This window comes from Nitrospira sp. MA-1 (assembly GCA_032139905.1).
Lineage (GTDB): Bacteria > Nitrospirota > Nitrospiria > Nitrospirales > UBA8639 > Nitrospira_E.
In genome coordinates this window covers 1419482-1444363 of sequence record JAQJDB010000007.1, presented here as the reverse complement: position 1 = coordinate 1444363, position 24882 = coordinate 1419482, and the positions used below count along the sequence as shown (strand labels likewise).

Below are 24882 nucleotides of genomic sequence, written 5' to 3'. Positions count from 1 at the left end.
TACCATAATCCCATGCCTATTCAAAACCTACCTTTTTCTTTTCATGAAAATAGACCGTAATAAGGGATAACCCCTCAATATGAGAAAACTTTCACCAGAACAATTTCGTGATCGCATATTTGATGTGCTTCGCCGAAAACACCATTGGGCTACTCCATTTTTGGAAGGAAGCACGATCACCAAAGAAAAATTGAATATTTACTTTCATCAGGAATACGTCGTCTATGTTCGAGATTTCTCTGTGCTTCTTGCTCAAATTCTCGGGAAAAATCCTCCTTGGGAAGCACGCCGGCTGCTCGCCACAATAATTTATGAAGAAGAAACCGGTGGGTTTTCACTTGGCCAGCCTCACCAGGAACTGTTTCTCCACATGATGAATGGACTTGGGTTTGATCGAGCTGGGTTTCGGGATGTGGAATTGTTGGCATCGAGCCGTGGATATCGAGAATGGTTGAATCAAATATGCCAAGAAGAAGATTGGTCGGTGGGAGCGGCAGTGCTCTCAATTTTCATTAAAGGGACTTCCAACGATCCGGAAGAAGTGCTTTATCCGAAGCCGGCACAAAACCAGGAGGAGATTGAAGATATCGTCCGAAAACATTATTTAAGTCAGTACCAAAGCTTATCGCCGGCATTTATGGATTATATTCGTGCACAACATATGTTTTCCGCAGGATCCCGCAAAACTGTCTATGACATGGTTACCCATCACACAGATGAAAGCAATGATCAGGTCAAAGTTCTCTCTCTCCTCGAAGAAGCATTGAACTTGTGGTCACGATATCAGGAGGGAATTGCGCGTGCCTGTGGAATTCGACAGATTTAAGCACCATCAACTTTCCTTCTCCATTGCTGTCCTTAAAATTCTAGATCCTTACTTCTGAACCACTGGTGAAGTGATCCAAGCATTTCTACAGGCATTCACTCCTTCATTACATCATTTCAAGCCGAGAGGATTTACCGGACGATGTCTGCTTATCGCTACCCTAACAACCTTCAATCTGCAGTGCTCTTGGACCCCTGAAGTAGAAACAGTTCTCCAGGACGGGCCCGAGTGCATTATTTCACTAAAAACATCCCACATTCTAAAGAAGACCCCCAGTCATCCAGCAATTCTTTCAGAGTCTCTTATCGCCAAAATTCTAAAAGGAATAGCCATTAGTCAAGAGGAAGGCATACTCCAACAAATCCTGCTTTCAACTTATGACCCCATTCCAGCATTCTCTCCCTCACAAATAGATTTCTTGCCACATCATATATCCATGGCATTTTCTCAAGTCACCCCTGAGGAAGTTATCCATTTCAAGTGCCCACCGAACGATGAGCAGGTCTTTCCGGTCCAGGGAACGCTCGCCAACTTTTCTCCATCCTCTCTACTGGTGACCTTAAAAGATTCGAAACCCAACCCTGCCGTATCTCCAAAAATGCAACCTTCCTTTCGAAATGTCCAGACAACCTCTCTGACCTTTTCCCACCAGGAAGCTGTCATAAGGGTTGAGGAAGTCCAAGCTTTCATGACAGTTCCATCAACGTATCATAGGATTGCCATCAATTATCAAAATCTCGAACCCTCAAATCCAAACAACAAGGAGAATCAAGTAACCCAACCTGGTCCAAAGACAAGCCCTAATAATAAGGCTGAACCACCCATGACAATGGATTCACTGAATTCCCAATTACGAAAACTCCAAAAAATAGTGGACCAACAAGCTGAAGAAATTCGACGTCTTCAGGACAGTTCCTCTCGATAGAATAAATCATTTTCCTACATCCATTCATTTACTGCCATGAATGAATTCAATCCGGCCTGGGCATGACCTCTCACCCGAGCTCGGAGGAAAATTTGGTAGATTGGCATCAAAGGGCGACCTTTCTTGATGAATCATGGACCGTTTTTCTGAAGCGCCAAATAAAGCCCGGTCCATTGTGAGAAATGACAAGAGACAGTTGAGCCTGAGCCGTGCAATTCCAAAACTGGCGAAGCATTTCCAGGTCATTGTCGACATTCCAATTAAACCCCACTTGACGTAACACGCCATCTGAGAAAGCTAAGATGTCAATGACCACAATTCGACTGAAGGTTCCATGTAATATTGTAAGCTTCCCCATATCGAGGACAGACCAAAAGTAGAGCTTTCTGGCATCCTTTACCCAGGAGGTTCTCATGAAAACGTCTCGATTCAGCGAAACCCAAATTATCGCGATTTTGAAACAAGGCGACGGCGGCATCAACGTCAAAGATCTGTGTCGGGAACACGGGATCAGCGATACGACCTATTACAACTGGAAGGCGAAGTACGGCGGGCTGGAGGCGTCGGATCTCACGTGACTTAAGGAAGTCGCAGGCGAGCTGGGGAAACTCAAGCGGATGTATGCGGATCTCGCCTTAGAGAATCGGGCGCTGAAGGATTTGATCGAAAAAAAGCTTTCACGCCGTCCGGCAATCGGGCGGCGGTTAAGAGGATGCATGACACCCACGGGGTCTCGGGGAGTCGGAGTTGTGCCGCTGTCGGGTTCGCCCGGTCAGCCTACTACCAATATCCAGTTGATTGGCAGGTGCGTGATGCCGAGGTGAGTGAGGCGCTCACTGAATTGGTTGAAGCCCATCCGCGATGGGGTGCCTAGAAATACATTGCTCGGTGACGAAGGTTGGGCCAGCGTTGGAACCATAAACGGATTGACCGAGTTTATCGCCAGTTAGGGCTGAACCACCCCCGGCAAACCAAACGCCGCCTTCCGACATGGCCCTCCCTGCCAGTCATTGTACCCGAGGGTGCAAACGAAGTGTGGTCCGCCGACTTTATGAGTGATGCGTTATACCATGGTGCCCGATTTCGCACCTTGAATATCATTGATGACTTCAATCGGGAAGCGTTAGCCATTGAGATTGATACCTCGCTACGAGCTGAGCGAGTCATTCGGGTCCTTGACCGCTTGAAGGCAGAACGCGAGTGGCCCCACATGATTCGCGTGGATAACGGCCCAGAATTCATCGCTCAGCCACTCCAGGAATGGGGAAAGGCTAATCGGGTGTTGATCTATCACATTCAACCAGGTTGCCCCAGGTAGAATGCTTTTATCGAGCGATTCAATCGCACCTATCGAAAAGAGTTGCTCAATCTCTATCTGTTTCGGAGTGTGGAAGAAGTGCGGGAGATCACAGCCGGTTGGCGGACCATCTACAATGAACACCGGCCCCACAAGGCTTTACAGGGAGCTGCTCCGTATCATTATCAGAAATTAACGCCCGAAAACTCTACATATGAACTGTCCGCTTGACGGGGAAGCTTACAATATAGAGCGATAGAGCGTTCACCGCTCATTTCCCTTATGGATTCATCCTTCGTATTTCGCAACGGCAAAAATGGAAGCTTCAGGGTGAGGAGCAGCCATGGGGGGAGACAAGAGATCATTCCCTAACAATTTCATCCATCCTGGCTGAATAGCTTGAGCAAGTTAGATATTAAGGACAATCTTCATGTCCTCATAAAACCTGGTTATGAATGGAAATATACTGATTCGTCTGAATTTCAAATTTGCATAATTTTGTTTATGACTGGAATATCTGCAGGAGGAAACTCATAGGAAATCAATTCATGCTTGCGAACCCAAGTAATTTCAGCGGATTCTAACGCTTGAGGAATCCCCAGAATGATTGAACAGGTATAAAAATACAGCTCCACCATTTTTTCCGGATACTGATATTGAAGAGAATGGAACCAAACAGGCTCACTAATCTCTACCCCTAACTCCTCCTTCACCTCTCTGCGCAGGCAATCCTCCAAAGTCTCTCCAAATTCTTTTTTTCCCCCAGGAAATTCCCAAAGCCCCCCTAGATAGGATTCCGGTTTTCTCCTTGACAGGAGAACCCTATCTTTCTGCCAGATAATTGCGGCCGCCACAACAATAGGTGGCAATTCCTGAGGCTCATTACTTTTCATCTAAAGAGACGGTAAGGCAAATATTCCGCATGGGACATAATAAACAAATCGGCTTCCTGGCCGTACACACCATGGCCCCAAAGTCCATTAACGCCTGGTTAAAATCATATCCTTTGCCTCGGGGAATGAGTTTTTCAGAGAGTAACCATAACTCCGCCTTTTGCTTCTTAGCCTCCCCTTTCCCAATAAATATCCTATGCAATACCCGCATCACATTGGTGTCTAAAATGGGCGCATCTTTATTAAAGGCAAAAGATCTGATTGCTCCTGCGGTATAGCGACCAATGCCTTTTAGGGAAAGGAGTTCCTCAGGTTTATGGGGAATAGCACCCCCATAACGCTCAATCGTCTCACAGGCAATGCCTTGAAGACGATATGGTCGAATATTGTACCCTAGGGGATACCACGTCTTTCGAACATCCTCTGGCTGAGCTTCCGCCAGATCCTGCAGAGTGGGATATTTACCAAGGAACTCGTGGAATTTAGGAATAACCCTGTCCACTTGCGTCTGTTGCAACATTACCTCAGAAACCAGAATTTTATATGGATCGGATGTTCTCCTCCATGGAAGATCCCGACCGAATTCCCCATACCACGCCAGAAGACGTTTCTGAAACTGTGCTTTTTTAGTTTTGGGAATGACATAAACAACCCTGACACTGGGATTAGATTTTTTTTTACCTGTTATTTTTTTCATCTTTGCCATCGACAAAAATTATTTTTTACAATTTGTATTTTAGCGACCATAGCGGAAGCCCTTCCCTCAATCATGCCGATTTTCTCATACTACGAATGAATCAAAATTTAAACCAAAAATTCAATTTTAGCCAGCAGACCAAAAAGTATAATCCGTTACTTTAACTTTTACGGAAAACTCAAAACTCACAGAATTTTTTCTAGACAGGCGTCATTAAGATCGGGTAATGTCCCGTCCACTAATTTGGATCATTCCATCCATTTTCATATGCTCTCCCTCCACATATCCCTTCATTTTATAAGGTTTGGCAGAATAGACGAAGTCCGATGAAATATCCAAATCTTTATTAGCGGTCAACCTTCAGAATCCCGGGTCTTTGTCCTACTATGCGGACGAATTCCGGACCAGGAACTACCCTTTCCCAGTCCCCTCATCATCAGGGGATCATTAAGATATTTTTCGGTTCACAATCTTTTCCCATTGTCACGCTGTGCATCCCCCACCCTACCGTCTTTGACGTTCCAGGGAATTTTCAACCATCTGTTTTGTTCAAACACCAAAAGGAGGTTTCCTATGTTTCCACACACTATCCCACTTTCCCAGTTTTTCCCAAGGAGTGCCACCGAAATTCAAAAACTTTCCCAAAGCACGATTGAACTCATTTCCGGGTTCTCAAAAAAAGGAGGACCTGATCCAACAGACTATCCCATTCTAAATTCGCTTCTTGGACAATTTTCAGGAGAAAACATCCACAAGGTATTTTCCGCTGATCAAATAAGATCCATTCGATCTGCCTTCGGAGAAGCCCTTTCCCCCGAAACCATTCAAGGGTGGGCGTACCATAAACCGTTAGGATATGCAGGAGATTATCAAATCATTGAAAAAATATACAATTACTACACATCTTCCAACCCTTCTTTAACAAAGTGGGACCAGTTTTTTCATTCCCAAAAAGCACCCAAAGCAGTCAGAAATCGGTTATCTTTTTTCCTTGATCAATTATGGAGGACCAAAATGGAAACCTCTTCAACCAGCCATATTCTCAACCTAGCCTCTGGCCCTGGACGGGATATGTATGAAGCCCTCAAGGTTCTAGGGACCTCAAAACTTGAGATCGATTGCGTTGATCAAGACGCGAATGCCATTAATTATGCCAAGGACCTTTGTCGTGACTTCCTTGCTCACATTCACTTTACCCACAAGAATGTGTTTCGTTTTTCACCAAACAAAACATACCACCTTATTTGGTCGGCTGGTTTATTTGACTATTTCAATGACAATATCTTTAAGCGTACCTTAAAAAGGTTCTTCACTCTTCTGAAACCAAATGGGAAAATGGTCATTGGAAATTTCACGACTGACAATCCCAGTCGAGGCTATATGGAACTTTTTAAATGGGATTTATTTCATCGAAGCAAAACGCACCTTCGTAGGCTTGCGCAGGAATGCGGGTTTACAGAGAATCAAATTCGCATTGAACAGGAACCCGAAGGAGTCAACTTATTCTTGGTTATCATGAAGAATTAGTCAGCAGACCAGGTCCACAACCTCATTTCGTAAACTGTAGGCAGAGCATCACTAAAATCAGTGGCCACAAAAAAGCGGGAATCCTTCACAAATGAGGATTCCCCTTTTTTGAGGAACAATGATGCAGAGACCGAGGACCTACCCTAGGCCAAGGCGCATGAGGTCGTTTACTCTAATACGGAATGCAGCACAACACTCAGATCCACAAGATTAAATGGCTTTGCCACTCTACCCTTGAAACCATATTCTTGATAATTGGCAAGTACAGGGTCATTTGAATAACCACTCACCACAATAGCTTTGACTTGGGGGTCTATAGTTAACAGCCGACTGAGGACTTCTTTTCCTCCTAATCCTCCGGGCACGGTTAAATCAAGAATGACGGCTGAAAATGGAGAACCAACTTTCCACGCCTCACAAAAATCCCTCAAGGCTTCTTCCCCGTCCTTGGCTGTCTGGTAACTGTATCCACACGTTTCCACCATCTCACCAAGAACTTTCCGGATTTGAATTTCATCATCCATAATCAGAATTTTGCCTTGGCCCATTTTCACCCGCCTCTCAGGCACTTCGTAAGCCATTTTTGGGATGGGTATAGCTGGGAGAAATAAAGAAAAAGTACTACCTTGCCCGAGCGTTGAATTTACAGCCAACACTCCTCCATGATTCCTAACGATGGAGTAGGAGGTTGCAAGACCGAGCCCTGACCCTGTTGACTTTGTCGTAAAATAGGGATCAAATATTTTCTCTAGATTTTCCTTAGAAATCCCAACCCCTTTGTCCATAAATCGGATTTCAATCCATTCGTCATCGTGTAAAGCCGTTTGTCCAAATCCCGATCGTTCGACCATATCTCCCTTAACATTATGAGCTTGAATAATACATTCCCCACCCTCTTCCATCGCCTGTCGGGCATTTATCACAAGATTATGAATCACTTGGCAAATTTGGCCTGCATCGATAGTAACTGGCCACAAATCATCAGCAATATTAAAAATTGGACGAACATTGGATCCTGACAACACCAACTGGACATTCTCTTTTATGATTTCTTGCAAAAGGACCGTCTTTTTTACCGGAGCCCCTCCCTTAGAAAAGGTTAGAAGTTGCCGTGAAATATCTTGCGCTCTTAAAGAGGCATGTTCGGCCTCAGAAATCCGATTAAATAAAGGATTGGTTGAGTCCAATGAAAATTTCGCAAGCGACAGCTGCCCTAAAATTGCCGTCAGCAAATTATTGAAATCATGAGCAAGTCCACCAGCCAAGAGCCCAAGCGATTCGAGTTTGGCCCCCCTCAATCTTTCCTCTTCCCATTTCTTTCTTTCTGTCACATCCTGAGCAAGCCCAATGACCCGGTGAATCCTGCCTGATGAATCCTTCACTGGAAAGGTTCGGTTATGGACCCATCGGAGCTCATCGTGACGAGTAACAATTCGATATTCAATATCCAGGCATTTCACATCAATTCTTTTCAAGAACAGATTTTCAACTTTGGACTGATCTTCTGGAAAGACGATGGTCAGCCAATCAAACGGATTACTCATGATTTTTTGGGGGTCTCCCCCCCAATGGCGTTTATAAGCGGGACTCACATAGACTATTTGTTGTAGGTCTACATCCCAGATCCAAAACACACTATCCACAGCTTCAGCCAATTGGCGAAATTTTTCATCACTTTCTCTAAAAGCCAATTCCGCCATGCGAACATCTGTCACATCACGACAGATCAACAATACGGTTGAAATATGTCCGTTAATTTTAGGCTCGGGGCAAAATCGAATTTCAAAATTTCTCAATCCCTGCTTAGTGGGATGGGAAATCTCCAGAGAATCTGATCTGCCATTTGCACAAACCGATTGAATTTTTTCCTCAAAAATATCTGCTACCTTTTGAGAGATCCCCAACTCGATGAGTTGCTTTCCCAAATACTTTTCTGGGGGAAATGGTTCCACGCTATCCCACCAACGATTTAAATACATCACACGATTTTTTCGATCAAATCGTCCGACAATATCGGGAAGATTGTCGGTCAAGGATTGAAGCTCCCGGTCCCACCGCTGCAGTTCCTCTTTAATCTGCTGGTGATGAGGCATTTCAATTAACGCACCGTGGCAGACTATTTCATTTTCAATACTCCCCTGGGATATCACACTATTTTCTTGAACCCAAATCACCCGATTCCCTTCACCGAGCATCCGATACTCTAACCGAATTGTCGCGGGCAAATTGGTGTGATTCTCCCAACCTCTCAAAAACATGTTCCGATCTTCCGGATGTATTCGACAAAAAAACGCTTTAGAATCTTGGATGAGTTGCTCAGAAGTTAGGTTAAGCAACGAATAGACATACGGGGTCACAAATTCAAACCTTCGGTCAATCCCCTGTTGAATACACCGATAGACAACCAGTGGTACCTGGTCAAATGCGGCATGCTCATTTTGCAAAAAACTATTCATAAACAAAGAATGACGCTATTTCAACGATCTGACTCAACGAAAGTCAGCTCTCAACTGTTCCTATTCTACCAATTTTTCTACGAAAAAAGAGGCCCAGACTCCGGGGACACCTTCACTGGCTTGAGAGGAATGGCGGGATTACGAAGGGAAGTCAAGGGATACACATTGTTAGAGGGGAGACTAAGGGGCAGTTGGATTTGAAATCCGAGAATGCCACGCTTATTGGTCCACACCTGAAACCGTCCAGAATGGCGTTGAATAATTTGATGAGCGAGGATTAATCCTTGGGTGGCGGAAGGATCAGGCTCATCAATAAAGGAATCATCAAAGCCCCATTCCTCGATTGAAACCAGCTCCGAATCCATTACCGCTTTTTCAGCTTTCCACCACACCGAAACTTGAAGCCAATTCTGTCCCCTAACAAATCGATCAGCTTCTGTTTCAATTCGCAAAGTTCCAGACAATTTTGAGGGATCCTTTAAAAGAAATAACAGTCCATTGAAAATGGCCTGCATAAGCCCTTGTCGATCTATAGAGACCATCGGGACATCGGAACTAAAGATCTTCTCAATCATCGTCTTTTGGTAAGAAGGATTGCTTGCCACAAACATCAGACAGGAATCAATAATATCGTGAACATGGGTTTTTGCATTTAAGGAACCCGATAACGGCTTGACATATTCTCTGATTTCTTTTGTTAATGCATCTATCTTCGCAAGATCTTCTCCAACTATACGATGAAGCCTATCCATAAATTCTCCGTCATGCCGTCGCAATTCAGCCACTTGAACAAAGGCTTTAATCGAGACTAATGGATTATGAAGTTCTTGAGTTAATCCATTTGCCATGGCTTCAAGAGACCGTAGACGATCCACCTGGCAAAGCAAATTTTGAGATCGGTGAATTTCTTCTCGCAAAATGGCATTTTCTAAAGCTAGGGCGGATTCCTGAATAATCATATTCCAAAATGTTTTTCCACCCATCATCCGAATAGCTTCACTGGAGGTGGGGCCAAGCGCCAAAACTCCCAATAATTGGTTATTCCCAAAAATTGGATAAAACACCTCCAAGCCGGCTTGTTCTAATATTTGAGCGATACGCATCTCTCCTTCATTGGAGTCTATTCCCTTTAACTCCTTAATGGAGACCCTTGACTGCGTAAATAGTAATAATTGTGGCAGATTATCGGAGATTGCCCATCCATTCTGGATAACAGGATGATCATGGGAAAATCCGAAGCTTGAAACAGCTCTATACCGATTTTCTTCGACCTGCAAAACAAAGAGAGCGGCTTTCGATGCTCCAGCACTCCTTCCAACGGTTTCTAGAATGGCCTGCCCCAAATCGTCAATATTTTGAATGTTTGCGACTTTCGACGAAAATCTGGAGAGAGCCTGAGTCCTCAATTCCCTGCCTTTGAGAATAGTTCTCGCGACGGCGCCTTTCGTGCCTACTTTCATCTGATAAACACCCACAACTGTCATGAGATGAAGCACAAGTTGCACGACTGAAAATCTGACATTAATGGCACCCAGGAGGGATTTCTGAGCAAGGAGCAGCATGGGGTAAACAGGCTGGGACACAAATAATAAAATAGCAAAATAGGACAATCCTTTTTCAACATACACCGAAAATTCCAACCAGTGAAACCGCAACAGGGTATAGGCTACGATTGAAATATATACCGCAAAACCAATCGTCCCGTAGGGCAGAATTTCAATCCCATACCAGAGGGGATAATTTGTCGCCCCACCAATGTATCCAATGCCAGAGCCGATGAGAAGATACAAAAACTGCCTACGACGCAATCCCTTTTCCCTCACATAGGCTTGAGTGAGAAGAAAATGAGCAAAGATTACAAGACCAACCCACCAAATCAAACAAAAATGAAAGATCAAGCCAGGCACACCCCAAAACGGAAATACAGAAATTTGACGGACACCTTCAATAAAAAAAGGCGTGAAATCGGTAAGAAGAAAAACCCCACCCAGAAGATAATTCCATTTAATGGTGCCACTAAAAGCAATTTCTTTCCCAAGTAAATACAGAACATGATGCAGGAAGGTGATGGGAATAAAAATGGCTCCTGCCATTAAAATGCGGAGATTGAGAAGCGCATAAAACTCTGAATCTGATACTTGCCAAGCAAAATACCCAAAACTCCATAAGGCAGTGGCGATTCCAAACAACCCAAAGGTCCAATGCCTGGGATCATAGGGAGCGCGAAAGTAGACAAAGGATGCCAACCCGCTAGCGGCTAATCCATTTAACAATCCGCTGATGGCAAAAAATTCCACGGGTTTCGTGTTATTAACGAAGGAGTATGAACTTAAGGATTCCGCACCAGGAAAGAGGTCATCATGAAATAAAAGGCCGCACCAGCCTTGATGGGTCCAATTTGATTTTAAACCGTAACCTGAATGGCCAAAATGGTCAAGTATTCAGTAATTTTGGCACTGTTAACGTTTGAATATAACAGCAGAAAAACTCAAAGCATTGTTGCTATGGTTTATAGGTTATGATCTGGGACAAAAGCCAAAACATAATATATTGGTCTTTCATGAAAACCGAAAATTCTCTCCTTATCACCGGCTAGCAAGCTTGATATGCTTTTAACCTTTGTTTACCTCATCCTATCTAAGGGCACCCCTAAAAACTCACAGTTTCGGGACCTCCCTTCCCGGGCCTGTTTGAGCGATGGGCGGAAGGCCCTGAACATCATGTGCGTGAGAGGGTGTGGTTCCCTGGAGTCCGTTCACGACCATTCCCCGCTCCCTGTAGAAGGCCCCCTGCAGCCGACTGGTAGCCGTGGGAAACGGCACCCGTTGGACGTTATCGCCAAGATTCTTACGCCCGATTCTGCCTCGAGCTCGGCCCCCTCACTCGTTGGAATGAGTATGCCGCCCATCGCGGGCGCGTGGTGACCGAAGACCTGTTTGACGCAAACGAGCGTCCGCACTCGAGGCCGATTCCGGTCCGATGGCTTCGCCGGCAGAGGTTTGTCCCGATTGCCGTTTTCCTGCATATGGGAGGGGGGATCCGGGGTGTTGATCCAGACGTCGGGCTCTGTGAGCAATGAGCGGAATACGCCCCCCTCGCCTCCTCAGCTTGGCTCCGGGGGCCACCCGCGCTGGGAAGCTCTTGCCCCCCTTCATCGGTCCGGTTTCTTCTCGGCTATGCCATTGCTTCTGAGCTCTTTGACGCCTTTATCCCACAACTGGCGTTGGATTTTCTAAAAAACTATCCAACCCCGACCAGGCTGATCACGCTTGATCCGAGGCAATGAACGCGGTTTGCACGCGAGCAAAGGATTGAACCGGCTAGGACGATCGAATGGTGGGCCCAATTCAAAGCCCCCCAAGTCTCCGTGCCCGAGCATGTCCCCCGGACCAAAGCTCGCTTGGTGAATATGCTGATCGCGCAGGTGTTAGTGGCCTCCCGTTTCATGAGGGACTATCAGACGGAGATTCCACGTTTTTCAAGAACCTCCCAGCGGCTGAGTGAATGCAGACGCTGTCGGGAGGGCTCAGCTGCACCATGATCCCTCGCTTGTGGGCCGAACTGGGGGAGGCCCTGGGTCTCTTTGAACCTCGTGGAGCCAGAAACGAGCCCAATCGAGCCATGTGCAATTAACGGGGTAGAGTGGGAAATGATGTCACGGCAGGCTCTGTGTCGCAGGCAACAAGCACCTCCGGCAAGCGATTTGGTAATTGGCCTTTCAGTCGCTGAGACGCGGTGAATGGGCGAAACTTCATTTTCAACAATGTCGCGCCCGGTCGCAGCAGCACAACCACACACTGCGAGTGTTAAGGGCGAAATGGCTGAAGATCATTTTCCGCATGTGGCAGCACCAGGTGCCATACGACAAACCCTATCATCGGGCAAACATTAATCAGGCAGGACCTAATAGCCACGACATCATAAAAGGACCGAACAACCTCATAGGAGGTCTGTCATGGGATTCACAATAGTAAAGTGTTGTAAGGAAAATTTGAATGGAGGGGATGTACTTTAGGAATTCAAAAGATCATATGAAGAGAGTTCGGTCAAACTTGAAAGTGTGTGTGGATGAGAGGCGGCATTCGAAGAACGATCAATCAAGACAGCATGAAGACCAGCCTGTCGAGCCCCATCGAAATCCTCAATAGGATGATCACCCACATGAAGAGCTTCTTGAGGGACTAACATGTGTTCATCAAGTGCATGACAAAAAATCCTTTGGGCCGGCTTTGCAGCTCCGACCAGGCTGGAAATGGTCACAGAATCAAAAAACGTATCGAGGCCAAGCCCACGGGAAACCTGAAAAAACCTGCTATCAAAATTGGAAATGATTCCAAGTTCAAATCCCTGACGCTTTAGATGACCCAAGACTTCATATGTATCAGGGAATAGTTGCCAATGGGTAGACTGCCCAAACGCCTCAAATACCTCTTCGAAAAAATCATCGAATCCCTCGAACATACCCACCCGATAAAAAACGGCATGTACGACATCAAACCACCATAACCGCTCACATTGTTTAAGTTTTTCCGGCCGCTCCACCGAAAAAACCGGAAGAGGCATCTCTCTCATCGTTTGCTTAAAAGCTACATTCAATGCCTGTTGGGTCTGTTCGGTGTCTGGAACGCCGTATTTTTTGGCATAGGTTAAATACACCTCCCCTACTGATCCCTTCACATCAAATAAGGTCCCTACCGCATCAAAAAAAATGACTTTTATGGGAGATGAACTCATTAGGAGTAAGATGAGTTACCAGAGGATCAAGACTAAAAGATCGGTGGACCGACCTTTGCCTCAAACCAAAGGTTTCATGAAGTTGTTCAATCAGAACAAACGCAAGGAAGGAAATTAGGAAGTGAGGCAATCTTCTATTAAAAATTCAACGACCACCACAAGAAATTAACCTATTATTTCTTTTTGCCTTTTTCGCGCCGTGCAACTTCCAAACCTTTTACCCGTTGTTGATTTTTTCGATGTTTTCTTCGCAAATCACGATCTTTTTGCCGACCACGTGGCATGAGCAATACTCCTGAGTTAATTGAGATTGTTAAGACTCCTGTGCCCCACTTTTACCATAGGCATCATGAGGGGAACAAGAGGTTGTATTTGCAGGGCCATAGAGCCCGTGATAACATCGGACTTTTTTCGCCCATTCAAGATACCATTATGGCATTTTCACAATTAGAAAAAACGTACAATCCCGGTGAAGTCGAGAACCGATGGGGGTCATACTGGATTGAACACCAACTCTTCCAGCCTGACCCAACCAACCCCGCCCTTTCCTTTAGTCTGGTCATTCCCCCGCCAAACGTGACGGGTTCCCTCCATATAGGACATGCACTCAATACGTCTATCCAGGACATTATCGTTCGTTGGCGACGCATGCAGGGATTAAACACCTTATGGATTCCCGGAACAGACCATGCAGGGATTGCGACCCAAAATGTGGTTGAACGGCAACTCGCGCAGGAAGGTCAAACACGAGAACACCTTGGGCGCCCAGCCTTCATCGACCGGGTTTGGAAGTGGAGACATCAATCCGGAGATACCATTATCGAACAACTCAAACAGTTGGGGGCCTCCTGCGATTGGACTCGCCTTCGGTTTACCATGGATGAAGGCCTTTCCCTGGCGGTTCGAGAAGTGTTTGTTCGCCTGTACGAGGAAGGCCTCATTTACCGTGGGGAACGCTTAATTAATTGGTGTCCTCGCTGCCTGACGGCCCTTTCCGACATTGAAGTTGAGCATGAACCAACAAAGGGAAAGCTCTATCACATTCGGTATTCCCTAGCTGACGATTCCACGCAATTTCTCATAGTGGCCACCACCAGACCAGAGACCATTCTGGGAGATACCGCAGTGGCCGTCCACCCTGAAGATCCTCGCTACCAGAAGTACATTGGAACGAAAATTCGGGTCCCTTTGACGACACGAACCATTCCGATTGTGGCTGATCCGATATTAGTTGACCGGGAATTTGGAACTGGGGCCGTAAAAATAACCCCTGCGCATGACTTTAATGACTTTGAAGCAGGCGAACGTCACGGGCTTCCACGCCTGGTTATACTTGACTTCCAAGCTCGTATGAGTCCCATGGGGCTCCAGGAAGCCCAAGCCAATCCCCCGCTTCAAGCGGAGCTCCACTCCAAGTCCGTGCAGGAAGCCCGGGCCATTGTGATAGAAGCCCTCGAAAAACAGGAATTTCTCTCAAGGGTCGAAGATCACGCCATGGCCATTGGCAAATGCTACCGATGCAAAACCGTTGTTGAGCCGTATCTTTCCCCACAATGGTTCGTCAAGATACAACCCTTGGCGACTCCAGCTATCCAAGCAGTTGAAGCGGGTGACATTCGTATTATTCCCGATGAATGGAAAAATAATTACCTGGGCTGGATGCGCCAGATTAAAGATTGGTGTATTTCTCGCCAAATCTGGTGGGGACATCAAATCCCCGCCTGGTATTGTCGAAATTGCAACACAGACCATTTGCCAAAAACCAGCCAAGCTGGGGAAGCACCTGACCAGGAGGTTATTCCTTCCGCCCAGCCCACAAGGAGTTGCTTTATAGCTTCAGATGCTCAACCCATCGTATCAAGAACCCCACCTCAATCATGTCCAACATGTGGAGGGACCAACCTTTTTCAAGATCCTGACGTATTAGATACCTGGTTTTCCTCAGCTCTCTGGCCATTTTCTACCCTCGGATGGCCAGAAAACACGGAAGACCTGAAAACCTTTTATCCAACAGCGACCCTCGTCACGGGATTGGACATCCTGTTTTTTTGGGTTGCCAGAATGATCATGATGGGCCTGAAATTTACAGGAAAAGTCCCATTCCGCGATGTGTACATCCATGCCTTGGTTCGGGACGCTGAGGGCCAGAAGATGAGCAAGTCAAAAGGAAATGTCATTGATCCCCTGACCAAAATGCGCCAATACGGAACGGATGCGCTGAGGTTTACCCTGGCCTCAATGGCCTCACCGGGACGAGACATTAAGCTTGCCGAAGAACGCATCGAAGGATATCGAAATTTTGTCACAAAAATTTGGAATGCGGCGCGATTTATTCATCTCTACGCTGAGGGACCACGTGTATCACTCTCCACAGGACTCCGGCCTTTTCCGGATCGGTGGATTCTCAGCCGACTGAACCATACGATCCATGAAGTAACCAAAGCATTTGAAAACTATCGCTTTGACCAAGCCGCCTCCGCACTCTATCAATTCATATGGCATGAATACTGTGATTGGTTCATAGAACTCGCCAAACCCTGCCTCCAGCAGGGAAATCATCCTGATGCACCCGCCACCCGCCAGACGCTCTTGGAAACATTTAAAATCATCCAACGACTGTTACACCCCGTGATGCCATTTATTACCGAAGAAATCTGGCAATCCCTCCCGCACGAAGGGATATCAATCATGACGCAACCCTTTCCCACCGAAAAACCGGAATGGGCCAATGCTGAAGCCGAACAGGCTTTCTTGTTTCTCCAAGCGTTTGTCAACACGGCGAGAACCGGACAAAACTTCCTGAATATTTCCTCCACTCAAACACCTTTGATCTACGGGGCGAGTACCCAGGCCAATCATACGGCCACGCTGACCTTTCTTGCGCCTTATATTGAGTCAATTCTCCGCTCATCGGTCATCACAGACCAGGGAATTCCTTCTCTCCGCACATTACAATTGCCTTCAGGTTATTTTAGTACCATTGGTATTCCCGTTCCCAGAGAGATTGACCTCCATGAAGTTGTCAAAAAAATCCAGAAACAAATTGGAGAAAAAGAGAAGGAAGTGCAACGCCTTGGCAATCGGTTATCCTCTTCTGAATTCAGGGAAAAGGCAGAGCCTTCCGTAATCCAGGATTCAGAAGACCGTCGTACCAAACTGGTCGATGAGCTGGGAATTCTGAATATGACCGAACAACAACTGGCTTCAATGAAGACCTGATGAGCGCACCTTCTCTTGCCTCGCCTCCTCCCCTTTCCTCAATGCGGCGCGTAATCAGTGCTGCTCTGGAGGAAGACCTTGCCTACGGAGACCTGACCTCGACCCTTCTCATTCCACCAACCTTGTTAGCTCAAGCCGACATTGTCGCAAAAAGCCACATGGTCGTGGCAGGCGTGGCCGTTGCCAAGGAGGTGTTTCAAGCAATCGATTCAACTATCGCATTCACCACGCATTTTGACGATGGAACAAGGGTGCCCCCATCAACCCCTGTCCTCACCCTCAAAGGGAAGGCACAGTCGCTCCTTCAAGGCGAACGTATCGCCCTGAACTTTCTCCAACGGCTTTCGGGGATCAGCACGCTCACCTTTCAATTTTGTGAGGCTGTTCGCGATTATCCGGTCGCAATAGTGGACACAAGGAAAACCACCCCGGGACTTCGAGCCCTAGAAAAATGGGCCGTCCGCCTAGGCGGAGGGAAAAATCATCGCTTCTCCCTTTATGATGGTATGCTCATTAAGGATAATCACTTGATGGTCATGGCATCCCAAGGTATGAACATCACCCAGACTTGTCTATGGGCCAGGCAACATGCCCCGCATGGCCTTCGAATTTGTGTGGAAGTCGAAACGATTGCTCAGGTCCGACAGGCCTTGAAGGGAAAAGCCGATGTCCTTTTATTGGATAACATGACCCCCGATCATGTCAGGCAGGCCATAGACATCATTCAAAAACAGGCCTTGGTGGAAGTATCAGGAGGCATGACCCTGGACAATATTCGAGAAATGGCAGAAGCCGGACCGAACTTTATCTCGATTGGGGCCCTCACACATTCCGCCCCGTCCATGGACCTCTCCTTGGACATGACTCCGCTTCGAACCAAAACCGTTCCTCAAAAACGAAAATACCGAGCCTGACTTTTACTCTAACCCACTGTCGCATCTGTGTTATCCGCCCAAAAACTAGCCCAACTTCTTCCTTTAAAAAAAATTGGCGAGGCCCTTTATATTTTTGACGAGTTAGCTTCAACCAATGCATTTGCCATTGAAAGGGCCAGGGACCAGGCACTGTCTGGAACCGTCGTTCTGGCCGACAGACAAACCTCGGGGCGAGGTCGATTAGACCGGTTATGGTTTTCCCCAGGTAAGTCCAATATTTACGGATCTCTCCTTTTGGTTCCTGAAACAACTATTCAATATTTAGGATGGATTCCCCACATGGCCGGTGTGGCCATTGCCCAGGCACTTGAACAACAGACAGGAATTCGTATCGATCTTAAGTGGCCCAATGACTTATTAATAGGAGGACGTAAACTTGGTGGCGTGTTATGTGATTCCTTTCGGAATGCAGGACACCAGACATGCGTCGTGATCGGATTCGGGATTAACGTTAACCTCTCTCAATCCGAATTCCCCTCAGAACTCCAAACCAGTGCGACTTCCCTTCATATCCACTGCCATTGCCCTCTGGATAGAGAAGCGCTGATCACCAAAGTGATCACATCCTTGGAAGAAAATTGGGAAAACCTGAGGTCCAATGGTCCCCAATCTTTACTTGAAGAATACAACCATTGGTGTATTACCATTGGACACACGATTCAGGTTCAGTTCCCTGATGGAAGCCAACTACAGGGACTGGCCCATTCCATAGGAGAACATGGCCAACTCCGAGTCATCCCCTCCCCTTCCGATCCAAACGAACAATCGTCTAGGATGCGAGATATTCATTCAGGGGAAATCCTTCATCTACGCACAACCGCCCAACAATGACCCATCTCTGAAGGATGGCTCAAGAGAAATGGCAATTTTTTATGCTTTTAGCCATCGACATTGGTAACTCACAAATTGTGTGTGGCATTTTTCAGGGCAGCACGCTGATCTCAAACTGGCGCTTATCCACCGACCATTCCAAGACCCCTGATGAATACAGCATAGTTCTTCGCTCCCTCCTTCAATTTCATAAAATCCTGCCGGAAGCCATTTCAGGCTGTATAGTTACGAGTGTGGTCCCCCCACTCACGCATATTTTTGACATGTTGGCCCAATCCTTACTTGGACAACAACCCCTTATGGTCACGAGCGCATGTCCTCATGGGCTCATCCTTCAATACAGTAATCCCGATGAAATTGGGACAGACCGTCTCGTCAATGCGGCTGCGGCCTTTGCCCGCTATCGACGATATCTGATCATTGTGGACTTTGGGACCGCCACCACATTCTGTATCGTCACCCAACTTGGCGAGTACCTAGGCGGAACCATTGCCCCTGGCTTAAAAAGCGCAGCAGATACCCTTCACACTAAAACAGCAAAGCTTCCCAAAGTTGATCTGGCTATCCCGGCCTCCGTAATTGGCAAAGACACAACCTCCAGTATGCAGGCAGGAATTATGTATGGATATGCTGGTTTGGTTGATGAAATCGTGAGGAGAATACAACATGAAATTGGAGATTCCCCGCTTGTCATTGCAACAGGTGGACTGGCTCAGACGATTGTTCCAATTTCTCAGACTATTCAGGAAGTTAGACCAAACCTTACATTAGAGGGTTTAAAGCTCCTCTATGATCGCATGACTCCTTCCTGTGGATAACTTTTCTCCCTATTTTCTATTGTTTTCTTTATACCAAAAATCATAAGAAATTTAAGAGGATGGGTTGACTTGCCAGAGGAAGTGACTATCTAACTTCGATAAGCAGTTTGAAATGTCTCTCTCTTCATATTGGTCATTCATGACGCAACAAACGGGAAAAGGTAAATCCATGTCTTCCACAGATGAAACAACTGAAGAAGTGACTGCAGAAGAAGTCGGTCCTCAAGAAGATCCAACGGAGGACACAACAGGAAATACTTCGGAAAGTGGCGAAACGCCAGAAGAAGAACTCCAAATCTCCCAAGATAAATTTTTGCGTCTGGCTGCAGAGTTTGAAAACTACAAACGTCGGGCGCAACGGGATCAAAGCGATTCGATTCGATTTGGCAATGAATCATTACTGAAAAATTTGCTTCCTATTATAGACAATCTTGAGCGAGCTATTCAGTGCGCGAAAGATACAGGAACCAGCGGGCCATTACTGGAAGGGGTAGAGCTTACCCACAAACAATTCCTGGAGACCGTGGGTAAAGTTGGCGTTCGACAACTATGTACCACGGGAAATTCATTTGATCCTGCTATTCACCAAGCAGTGACCCAGGTGGAATCCGAAGGCGTGGATCCAAATACTGTCATTGAAGAATTTCAAAAAGGATATTTATTGCACGATCGCATCTTACGCCCGGCTATGGTAAGCGTAGCGAAAGAAAAATCAGAACTGACACAACCATGTTCTACGGAAGAATCTGGTGAAGAGGGAGGAATACAGGTATGAGCAAAATTATTGGGATTGACCTAGGAACAACAAATTCTTGCGTTGCTGTGATGAGTGGGGGAGATCCGACTGTCATCGCCAATTCGGAAGGCGCACGGACCACACCATCGGTCGTGGCCTTGACGGACAAAGACGAACGATTAGTCGGACAGATTGCCAAACGGCAAGCCATTACCAACCCAGAAAACACTATTTATTCGGTAAAGCGCCTTATGGGGAGAAAGCATTCCTCTCCTGAAGTCAAAAATGCAGCAAACCGGCTTTCCTATAAAACAGCGGAAGGTTCTAATGGCGATGCCCACGTCACCATTCGAGGAAAAAGCTATAGTCCAGCAGAAGTTTCAGCCATGATCCTTCAAAAAATGAAGCAAACGGCTGAAGATTATTTAGGGGAAAAGGTGACAGATGCTGTCATAACGGTTCCCGCCTATTTTGATGATAGCCAACGGCAAGCCACCAAGGATGCAGGAAAGATTGCAGGCTTAAATGTCTTGCGCATCATTAATGAACCGACGGCAGCGTCACTCGCCTATGGGCTCGATAAGAAAAAAGATGAACGTATTGCCGTCTACGACCTGGGTGGCGGAACCTTTGACGTTTCAATTCTAGAAATTGGAGAAGGGGTCTTCGAAGTCAAGTCCACTAATGGTGACACCTTTTTGGGCGGAGACGACTTTGATCTTCGTGTGATGGATTGGCTGGTTGAAGAATTCAAAAAAGACCAGGGAATCGATTTACGGAATGATCGAATGGCCCTTCAACGACTGAAAGAAGCGGCCGAACGGGCAAAGATCGAGCTTTCCTCCTCCCAAGAAACCGAAATAAATCTGCCCTTCATTACCGCCGATGCCAGTGGACCAAAACACTTGGTGCTTAAGCTCACCAGATCAAAATACGAGCAACTGGTGAATGATTTAATTGAGCGAACTATGGAACCTTGCAAAAAAGCCCTTGCCGATGCTGATATGACCACCAGCGACATCAATGAAATCGTCCTGGTGGGTGGGATGACTCGGATGCCAAAAGTCATTGAACGAGTCAAGCAATTTTTTGGGAAAGAACCTCATCGTGGAGTGAATCCTGATGAAGTGGTCGCAATCGGTGCAGCAATTCAAGGTGGAGTACTGAAAGGCGACGTCAAAGATGTCCTGTTGTTAGATGTCACACCACTTTCGCTCGGCATTGAAACACTAGGCGGAATCTTCACGAAACTCATCGAACGCAATACCACGATACCCACCAAAAAAAGCCAAATTTTTTCCACCGCAGCCGACAACCAAACTGCCGTGACCATCAGAGTCTTCCAAGGTGAGCGGGAGATGGCCAATGACAATAAGCTATTGGGACAGTTTGATTTAGTGGGGCTTCCTATGGCTCCAAGAGGCGTTCCCCAAGTTGAAGTCACCTTTGACATTGACGCAAATGGAATTGTGCATGTCTCAGCCAAAGATATGGCGACACAGAAAGAACAATCAATCAAGATCACGGCTTCGAGTGGATTAAGTAAGGAAGAAGTTGAGCGTCTCGTTAAGGAAGCTCAAAGTCATACCGAAGAGGACAAAAAGAAGCGAGAATTGGTTGAAGTCAAGAACCAGGCCGATACTCTTATTTATAGTACCGAAAAGAATTTAAGCGAACATGGAGACAAGATTGAGGAATCGGAAAAGTCTAATATCACCGGGGCAGTGGATGCACTCCGTAAAGCCATGGAGGAGACCGACCTGGAAGCGATAAAAACCGCCATGCAAAACCTCACCACAGCTTCGCATAAATTAGCTGAAGAAATGTACAAGAAAGCCTCTACTGACGCCTCCTCAGGTGGGACCGGACCGGAGGACGGCCCTGGACCATCCGGTGGCGAAAGTCCCGGCAATGAGGAAAAAGTTGTGGATGCCGAATTTGAAGAAGTTGATAAAGGCAAGAATTAAAAATTCTTCAAGCAGACTGATGTGCATGCTTAAACATTACGGCCAAATTTTTCCATCCTTTGGACAACACTGATGGCACAGACCGGAAAACGAGATTATTACGAAATTCTCGGGGTGGACCGCAATGCCTCGGAAGAAGAAATCAAAAAAGGCTTTAGAAAGCTGGCCAGGCAACATCACCCAGATTTGCATGCCGACCCCAATCACAAAAAAACAGCGGAAGAAAAGTTCAAAGAAGCCGGAGAGGCTTATGAAGTGCTCAGCGATCCAGATCGCCGAAAAAAATACGACATGTTCGGACATGCAGCCGCCGGGCAAGGAGGTGGAGCTGACGGGTTCGGGTTTGGTGGAGGCGGCTTCGGAGATGTGTTTGGCGATATTTTTGAAGATTTCTTTGGTGGTGGTAGAGGACAAAATCGAGCCGAACAAGGCAATGATCTTCAATATAATCTAGAAATCTCCTTTGAAGAGGCCATCAATGGCAAGGAAGCCAAACTCAAAATTCCTCGTTGGGAAGTCTGTGAAACCTGCCATGGAACCGGTGCGAAATCCGATCAGGCCGTCAAACCCTGTTCTGCATGCCGTGGAGCTGGACAAATTCGTCTGCAACAGGGGTTTTTCACCATCAATCGAACCTGTGGGCAATGCCAAGGATCAGGACAAGTCATTGCGGACCCATGCAAAACCTGTAGAGGGCAAAGACGCGTTCACAAGGAACAGCTCTTGGCGGTGACCATTCCAGCTGGGGTCGAAACCGGCATGAGACTTCGCCTTTCCCACGAAGGGGAGCATGGGATGAATGGCGGACCCCCCGGTGACTTGTATGTGGCACTTAGTGTTCGGCCCCATCCACACTTTCAACGAAAAGGCCAAGAGATCCTTTATGACTTACGCTTGGATTTCGTCACAGCGACTCTTGGAGGAAAAGTTGAAGTCCCAACATTAAATGGAACCACCATGGTGAAGATCCCCGGAGGAACCCAACATGATCAAATTCTCCGCCTCAAAGGATTGGGGGCCCCTGGGCTTAAATCCCAATCTCGTGGTGATCAACTGATTCGGACTAAAATAGAAATTCCTACTAAACTGACTCCAAAGCAACACGAACTCCTTACCGCGTATGCGGAGGAGTGCGGAATTTCTACGGACACACAAGGAGAAGGCCTGTTCGATAAAGTCAAGAATATGTTCGATTAACCTTCCTCTCATCTTTTCTCCCCATTACGTCTAGAACATATGCCAGTTTATTTCATCCATTCAACCCAGGTTGAGGATGAAAGGGTCATAATTGGCAACCCTTTATTCACCCATCTGTCAAAAAGTTTACGAACGAGACCAGGAGACCGGCTGATTCTCAATGATGATCGAGGTCGACGGTACCAGACAACAATCCATCAGATAACCAAACAGGCTATTTACGCCAATGTTCTAAGCATTCAAGAATCCTCACCCTCTTCCACTCCCCCCATTACCTTGGCACAAGCTCTTTTAAAAGGAGAGAAAATGGCCTGGGTTATCCAAAAAGCAACGGAACTCGGAGTCCATGCGCTTGCGCCACTCGTGACAGAGAGGATCATTCCTCGAGTGTCTCCAGTACACGCACCCAAGTTCCAGGAAAGATGGGAACGCATTGCTTTGGAAGCAGCGCAACAAAGTGAGCGATGGAACGTGCCGACGATACTTCCCATTCAGACATTTCAGGAATTTTTACAGCGGGAAAATGGAGGGATACTAATCATGTTAGCTGAGCGGTGGGAGGACATTTCGCTATCAAAAATACTCTTACCACCGGAAATTCAAGGCGGAATCACCCTGTTCATCGGCCCGGAAGGCGGTTGGACGAAAGAAGAACGACAAGCGGCTCAATCTCTAAATGTAGTTTTTGCCACCTTAGGTAAGGGAATTTTGCGAGCAGAAACTGCCAGCCTGGCTTCATTGGCCATTCTCCAGGCCAGACTCAATTATCTTTGATGCCCGCGCCGGACAAGTCCACAATTAGGGTCGTGGTGACGCGGTTTCAAAATGAATTATTGTCCCATGGTCTCCCACGGCAAAACCATGAGAAAGATCAGGAAATGATTGAGCATATAGGGTTTCAGAGTTTAGTGGCTCAATTTCCTGCCAGGTAAATCCAGCGTCTTGAGTCTCCAAGATTGTCCCACGCTCACCAACAATTCGACCAACCAGTGAATTCAAAAACTGTATATTGACCAAATCAGCGGGCTTAATGCATGGACTTCCACAGGGTCGAGTGTGATCCACCCATACCTCCCCACCATTCAACGTTTGGAAGATGGCTCCCTGCGTCCCAACAGCCCATCCCGACACATTATCCGTAAACACAATATCAAAGAATGTTGCGGGATTATTGGTGGATTGGAGCCCCCAACTCTTTCCCCCATCAGTAGTGGCCAATATGACACCAAGAGCACCCACGGCCCACCCCCGTTTTTCATTCAGAAAATGGACGCCGAAGAGATCTGCCGTCGTACCACTGACTTGATCGGCCCAGCTCTCTCCCCCGTCTTCCGTGTGCAGAATTACCCCACGGGAACCAACCACCCACCCATGATCGGTTGTGAGAAAATCAGCCGCGTAAAGAGTTCCATTTGTCCCACTATCTTGTGGAATCCACTGTTTTCCACCGTCGACAGTATGCAACACTGTTCCGTTTTGTCCAAGAATCCATCCGTGCATCGCATCCGCAAAGGTCACCGCAGTCAATAAGGCGTTAGTCCGGCGTGGGTTCGACTTCCATGAGGCTCCGCCATCATCGGTATGGAGTACGGTCCCACCTGCTCCAACAACCCATCCCTTACTAGCGGTCAGGAAATGCACACCAAGATACGTCACCTTGGTAGGACTTGATTGCAGGGAAAGAGCAGAGGGAGGCGATTGAGGAAAGGCTGGCTGAAGATTTACAAAAAAGCCTAAACTTGCAAAAACTCCCAACGCACACAGGCTTTTCACCTTTTGATTCCACGCATGGCAAGTTTTCATAAAATCATTGTTCCAAATCCA

18 protein-coding genes and 1 pseudogene are annotated in these 24882 nt (G+C 46.8%); 11 read left to right on the top strand and 8 right to left on the bottom strand.

What is annotated here, in order from left to right; all coding sequences use genetic code 11:
- Positions 1-79 precede the first annotated feature (79 nt).
- A complete protein-coding gene (locus tag PJI16_19295) occupies positions 80-826 on the top strand; it encodes an iron-containing redox enzyme family protein (GenBank protein MDT3779710.1) in 747 nt (248 codons plus the stop codon).
- A gap of 1031 nt (positions 827-1857) precedes the next feature.
- On the opposite strand, the gene PJI16_19290 is transcribed toward PJI16_19295, so the two are convergent.
- Positions 1858-2166: a hypothetical protein gene (locus tag PJI16_19290; protein ID MDT3779709.1), complete on the bottom strand. Its 309-nt coding sequence runs from the start codon at positions 2164-2166 to the stop codon at positions 1858-1860.
- Here PJI16_19290 and PJI16_19285 point away from each other — a divergent pair.
- A pseudogene (locus PJI16_19285) lies at positions 2165-3279 on the top strand (IS3 family transposase). The gene PJI16_19290 and the pseudogene PJI16_19285 overlap by 2 nt on opposite strands.
- A gap of 251 nt (positions 3280-3530) precedes the next feature.
- Here PJI16_19285 and mutT read toward each other — a convergent pair.
- Positions 3531-3941 carry an 8-oxo-dGTP diphosphatase MutT gene (gene mutT / locus PJI16_19280; protein MDT3779708.1) on the bottom strand — a complete coding sequence of 137 codons (411 nt, stop codon included), beginning with the start codon at positions 3939-3941 and terminating at the stop codon, positions 3531-3533.
- On the bottom strand, positions 3931-4638 hold the full coding sequence (locus tag PJI16_19275) for an A/G-specific adenine glycosylase (protein ID MDT3779707.1): 708 nt from the start codon (positions 4636-4638) through the stop codon (positions 3931-3933). Before PJI16_19275 ends, mutT begins: the two co-directional genes overlap by 11 nt.
- Before the next feature lie 573 nt (positions 4639-5211).
- Between PJI16_19275 and PJI16_19270 the strand changes: the two genes are divergently transcribed.
- Positions 5212-6165: a class I SAM-dependent methyltransferase gene (locus PJI16_19270; protein MDT3779706.1), complete on the top strand. Its 954-nt coding sequence runs from the start codon at positions 5212-5214 to the stop codon at positions 6163-6165.
- Between the two features lie 167 nt (positions 6166-6332).
- Here the strand turns inward: PJI16_19270 and PJI16_19265 are convergent, their stop codons facing one another.
- The 4 genes from PJI16_19265 to PJI16_19250 all read right to left on the bottom strand — a co-directional run bounded on the left by PJI16_19265 (position 6333) and on the right by PJI16_19250 (position 13355).
- On the bottom strand, positions 6333-8609 hold the full coding sequence (locus PJI16_19265; GenBank protein ID MDT3779705.1) for a PAS domain-containing protein: 2277 nt from the start codon (positions 8607-8609) through the stop codon (positions 6333-6335).
- Positions 8610-8698: 89 nt separating this feature from the next.
- A complete protein-coding gene (locus PJI16_19260; GenBank protein ID MDT3779704.1) occupies positions 8699-10918 on the bottom strand; it encodes a histidine kinase N-terminal 7TM domain-containing protein in 2220 nt (739 codons plus the stop codon).
- A 582-nt stretch (positions 10919-11500) separates the two neighbouring features.
- Entirely contained in the window at positions 11501-11776 is a 276-nt protein-coding gene (locus PJI16_19255; GenBank protein ID MDT3779703.1) for a hypothetical protein, read from the bottom strand.
- Positions 11777-12632: 856 nt separating this feature from the next.
- On the bottom strand, positions 12633-13355 hold the full coding sequence (locus tag PJI16_19250) for an HAD-IA family hydrolase (GenBank protein ID MDT3779702.1): 723 nt from the start codon (positions 13353-13355) through the stop codon (positions 12633-12635).
- A 432-nt stretch (positions 13356-13787) separates the two neighbouring features.
- Here PJI16_19250 and PJI16_19245 point away from each other — a divergent pair, with 432 nt between their 5' ends.
- From PJI16_19245 to PJI16_19210, 8 genes are all read left to right on the top strand, one after another.
- Positions 13788-16574, top strand: coding sequence for a valine--tRNA ligase (locus PJI16_19245; GenBank protein MDT3779701.1), 2787 nt, complete (start codon positions 13788-13790; stop codon positions 16572-16574).
- On the top strand, positions 16574-17488 hold the full coding sequence (gene nadC / locus PJI16_19240; GenBank protein MDT3779700.1) for a carboxylating nicotinate-nucleotide diphosphorylase: 915 nt from the start codon (positions 16574-16576) through the stop codon (positions 17486-17488). Before PJI16_19245 ends, nadC begins: the two co-directional genes overlap by 1 nt.
- A gap of 27 nt (positions 17489-17515) precedes the next feature.
- Positions 17516-18340 carry a biotin--[acetyl-CoA-carboxylase] ligase gene (locus PJI16_19235; protein ID MDT3779699.1) on the top strand — a complete coding sequence of 275 codons (825 nt, stop codon included), beginning with the start codon at positions 17516-17518 and terminating at the stop codon, positions 18338-18340.
- 41 nt (positions 18341-18381) lie between these two features.
- On the top strand, positions 18382-19158 hold the full coding sequence (locus tag PJI16_19230) for a type III pantothenate kinase (protein MDT3779698.1): 777 nt from the start codon (positions 18382-18384) through the stop codon (positions 19156-19158).
- Positions 19159-19270: 112 nt separating this feature from the next.
- On the top strand, positions 19271-19933 hold the full coding sequence (gene grpE, locus PJI16_19225; GenBank protein ID MDT3779697.1) for a nucleotide exchange factor GrpE: 663 nt from the start codon (positions 19271-19273) through the stop codon (positions 19931-19933).
- Positions 19930-21861, top strand: coding sequence for a molecular chaperone DnaK (dnaK, locus tag PJI16_19220; GenBank protein ID MDT3779696.1), 1932 nt, complete (start codon positions 19930-19932; stop codon positions 21859-21861). Before grpE ends, dnaK begins: the two co-directional genes overlap by 4 nt.
- 72 nt (positions 21862-21933) lie before the next feature.
- Complete coding sequence (gene dnaJ, locus PJI16_19215; GenBank protein ID MDT3779695.1) at positions 21934-23058, top strand: molecular chaperone DnaJ; 1125 nt, start codon at positions 21934-21936, stop codon at positions 23056-23058.
- A 39-nt stretch (positions 23059-23097) separates the two neighbouring features.
- Positions 23098-23832: an RsmE family RNA methyltransferase gene (locus PJI16_19210; protein ID MDT3779694.1), complete on the top strand. Its 735-nt coding sequence runs from the start codon at positions 23098-23100 to the stop codon at positions 23830-23832.
- A gap of 24 nt (positions 23833-23856) precedes the next feature.
- Here the strand turns inward: PJI16_19210 and PJI16_19205 are convergent, their stop codons facing one another.
- Positions 23857-24831, bottom strand: a complete 975-nt coding sequence (locus tag PJI16_19205) for a YCF48-related protein (GenBank protein ID MDT3779693.1) — start codon at positions 24829-24831, stop codon at positions 23857-23859.
- Positions 24832-24882: the final 51 nt, after the last annotated feature.

What these genes read in the sequence shown, in the direction of transcription:
- PJI16_19255 (MDT3779703.1), bottom strand. Translation starts at nt 11,776, where the DNA reads ATGAAGGGGGGCAAGAGCTTCCCAGCGCGGGTGGCCCCCGGAGCCAAG.
- PJI16_19270 (MDT3779706.1), top strand. Translation starts at nt 5,212, where the DNA reads ATGTTTCCACACACTATCCCACTTTCCCAGTTTTTCCCAAGGAGTGCC.
- PJI16_19275 (MDT3779707.1), bottom strand. Translation starts at nt 4,638, where the DNA reads ATGAAAAAAATAACAGGTAAAAAAAAATCTAATCCCAGTGTCAGGGTT.
- PJI16_19295 (MDT3779710.1), top strand. Translation starts at nt 80, where the DNA reads ATGAGAAAACTTTCACCAGAACAATTTCGTGATCGCATATTTGATGTG.
- grpE (MDT3779697.1), top strand. Translation starts at nt 19,271, where the DNA reads ATGTCTCTCTCTTCATATTGGTCATTCATGACGCAACAAACGGGAAAA.
- mutT (MDT3779708.1), bottom strand. Translation starts at nt 3,941, where the DNA reads ATGAAAAGTAATGAGCCTCAGGAATTGCCACCTATTGTTGTGGCGGCC.
- PJI16_19250 (MDT3779702.1), bottom strand. Translation starts at nt 13,355, where the DNA reads ATGAGTTCATCTCCCATAAAAGTCATTTTTTTTGATGCGGTAGGGACC.
- PJI16_19210 (MDT3779694.1), top strand. Translation starts at nt 23,098, where the DNA reads ATGCCAGTTTATTTCATCCATTCAACCCAGGTTGAGGATGAAAGGGTC.
- PJI16_19290 (MDT3779709.1), bottom strand. Translation starts at nt 2,166, where the DNA reads ATGAGAACCTCCTGGGTAAAGGATGCCAGAAAGCTCTACTTTTGGTCT.
- nadC (MDT3779700.1), top strand. Translation starts at nt 16,574, where the DNA reads ATGAGCGCACCTTCTCTTGCCTCGCCTCCTCCCCTTTCCTCAATGCGG.
- dnaJ (MDT3779695.1), top strand. Translation starts at nt 21,934, where the DNA reads ATGGCACAGACCGGAAAACGAGATTATTACGAAATTCTCGGGGTGGAC.
- dnaK (MDT3779696.1), top strand. Translation starts at nt 19,930, where the DNA reads ATGAGCAAAATTATTGGGATTGACCTAGGAACAACAAATTCTTGCGTT.
- PJI16_19245 (MDT3779701.1), top strand. Translation starts at nt 13,788, where the DNA reads ATGGCATTTTCACAATTAGAAAAAACGTACAATCCCGGTGAAGTCGAG.
- PJI16_19230 (MDT3779698.1), top strand. Translation starts at nt 18,382, where the DNA reads ATGCTTTTAGCCATCGACATTGGTAACTCACAAATTGTGTGTGGCATT.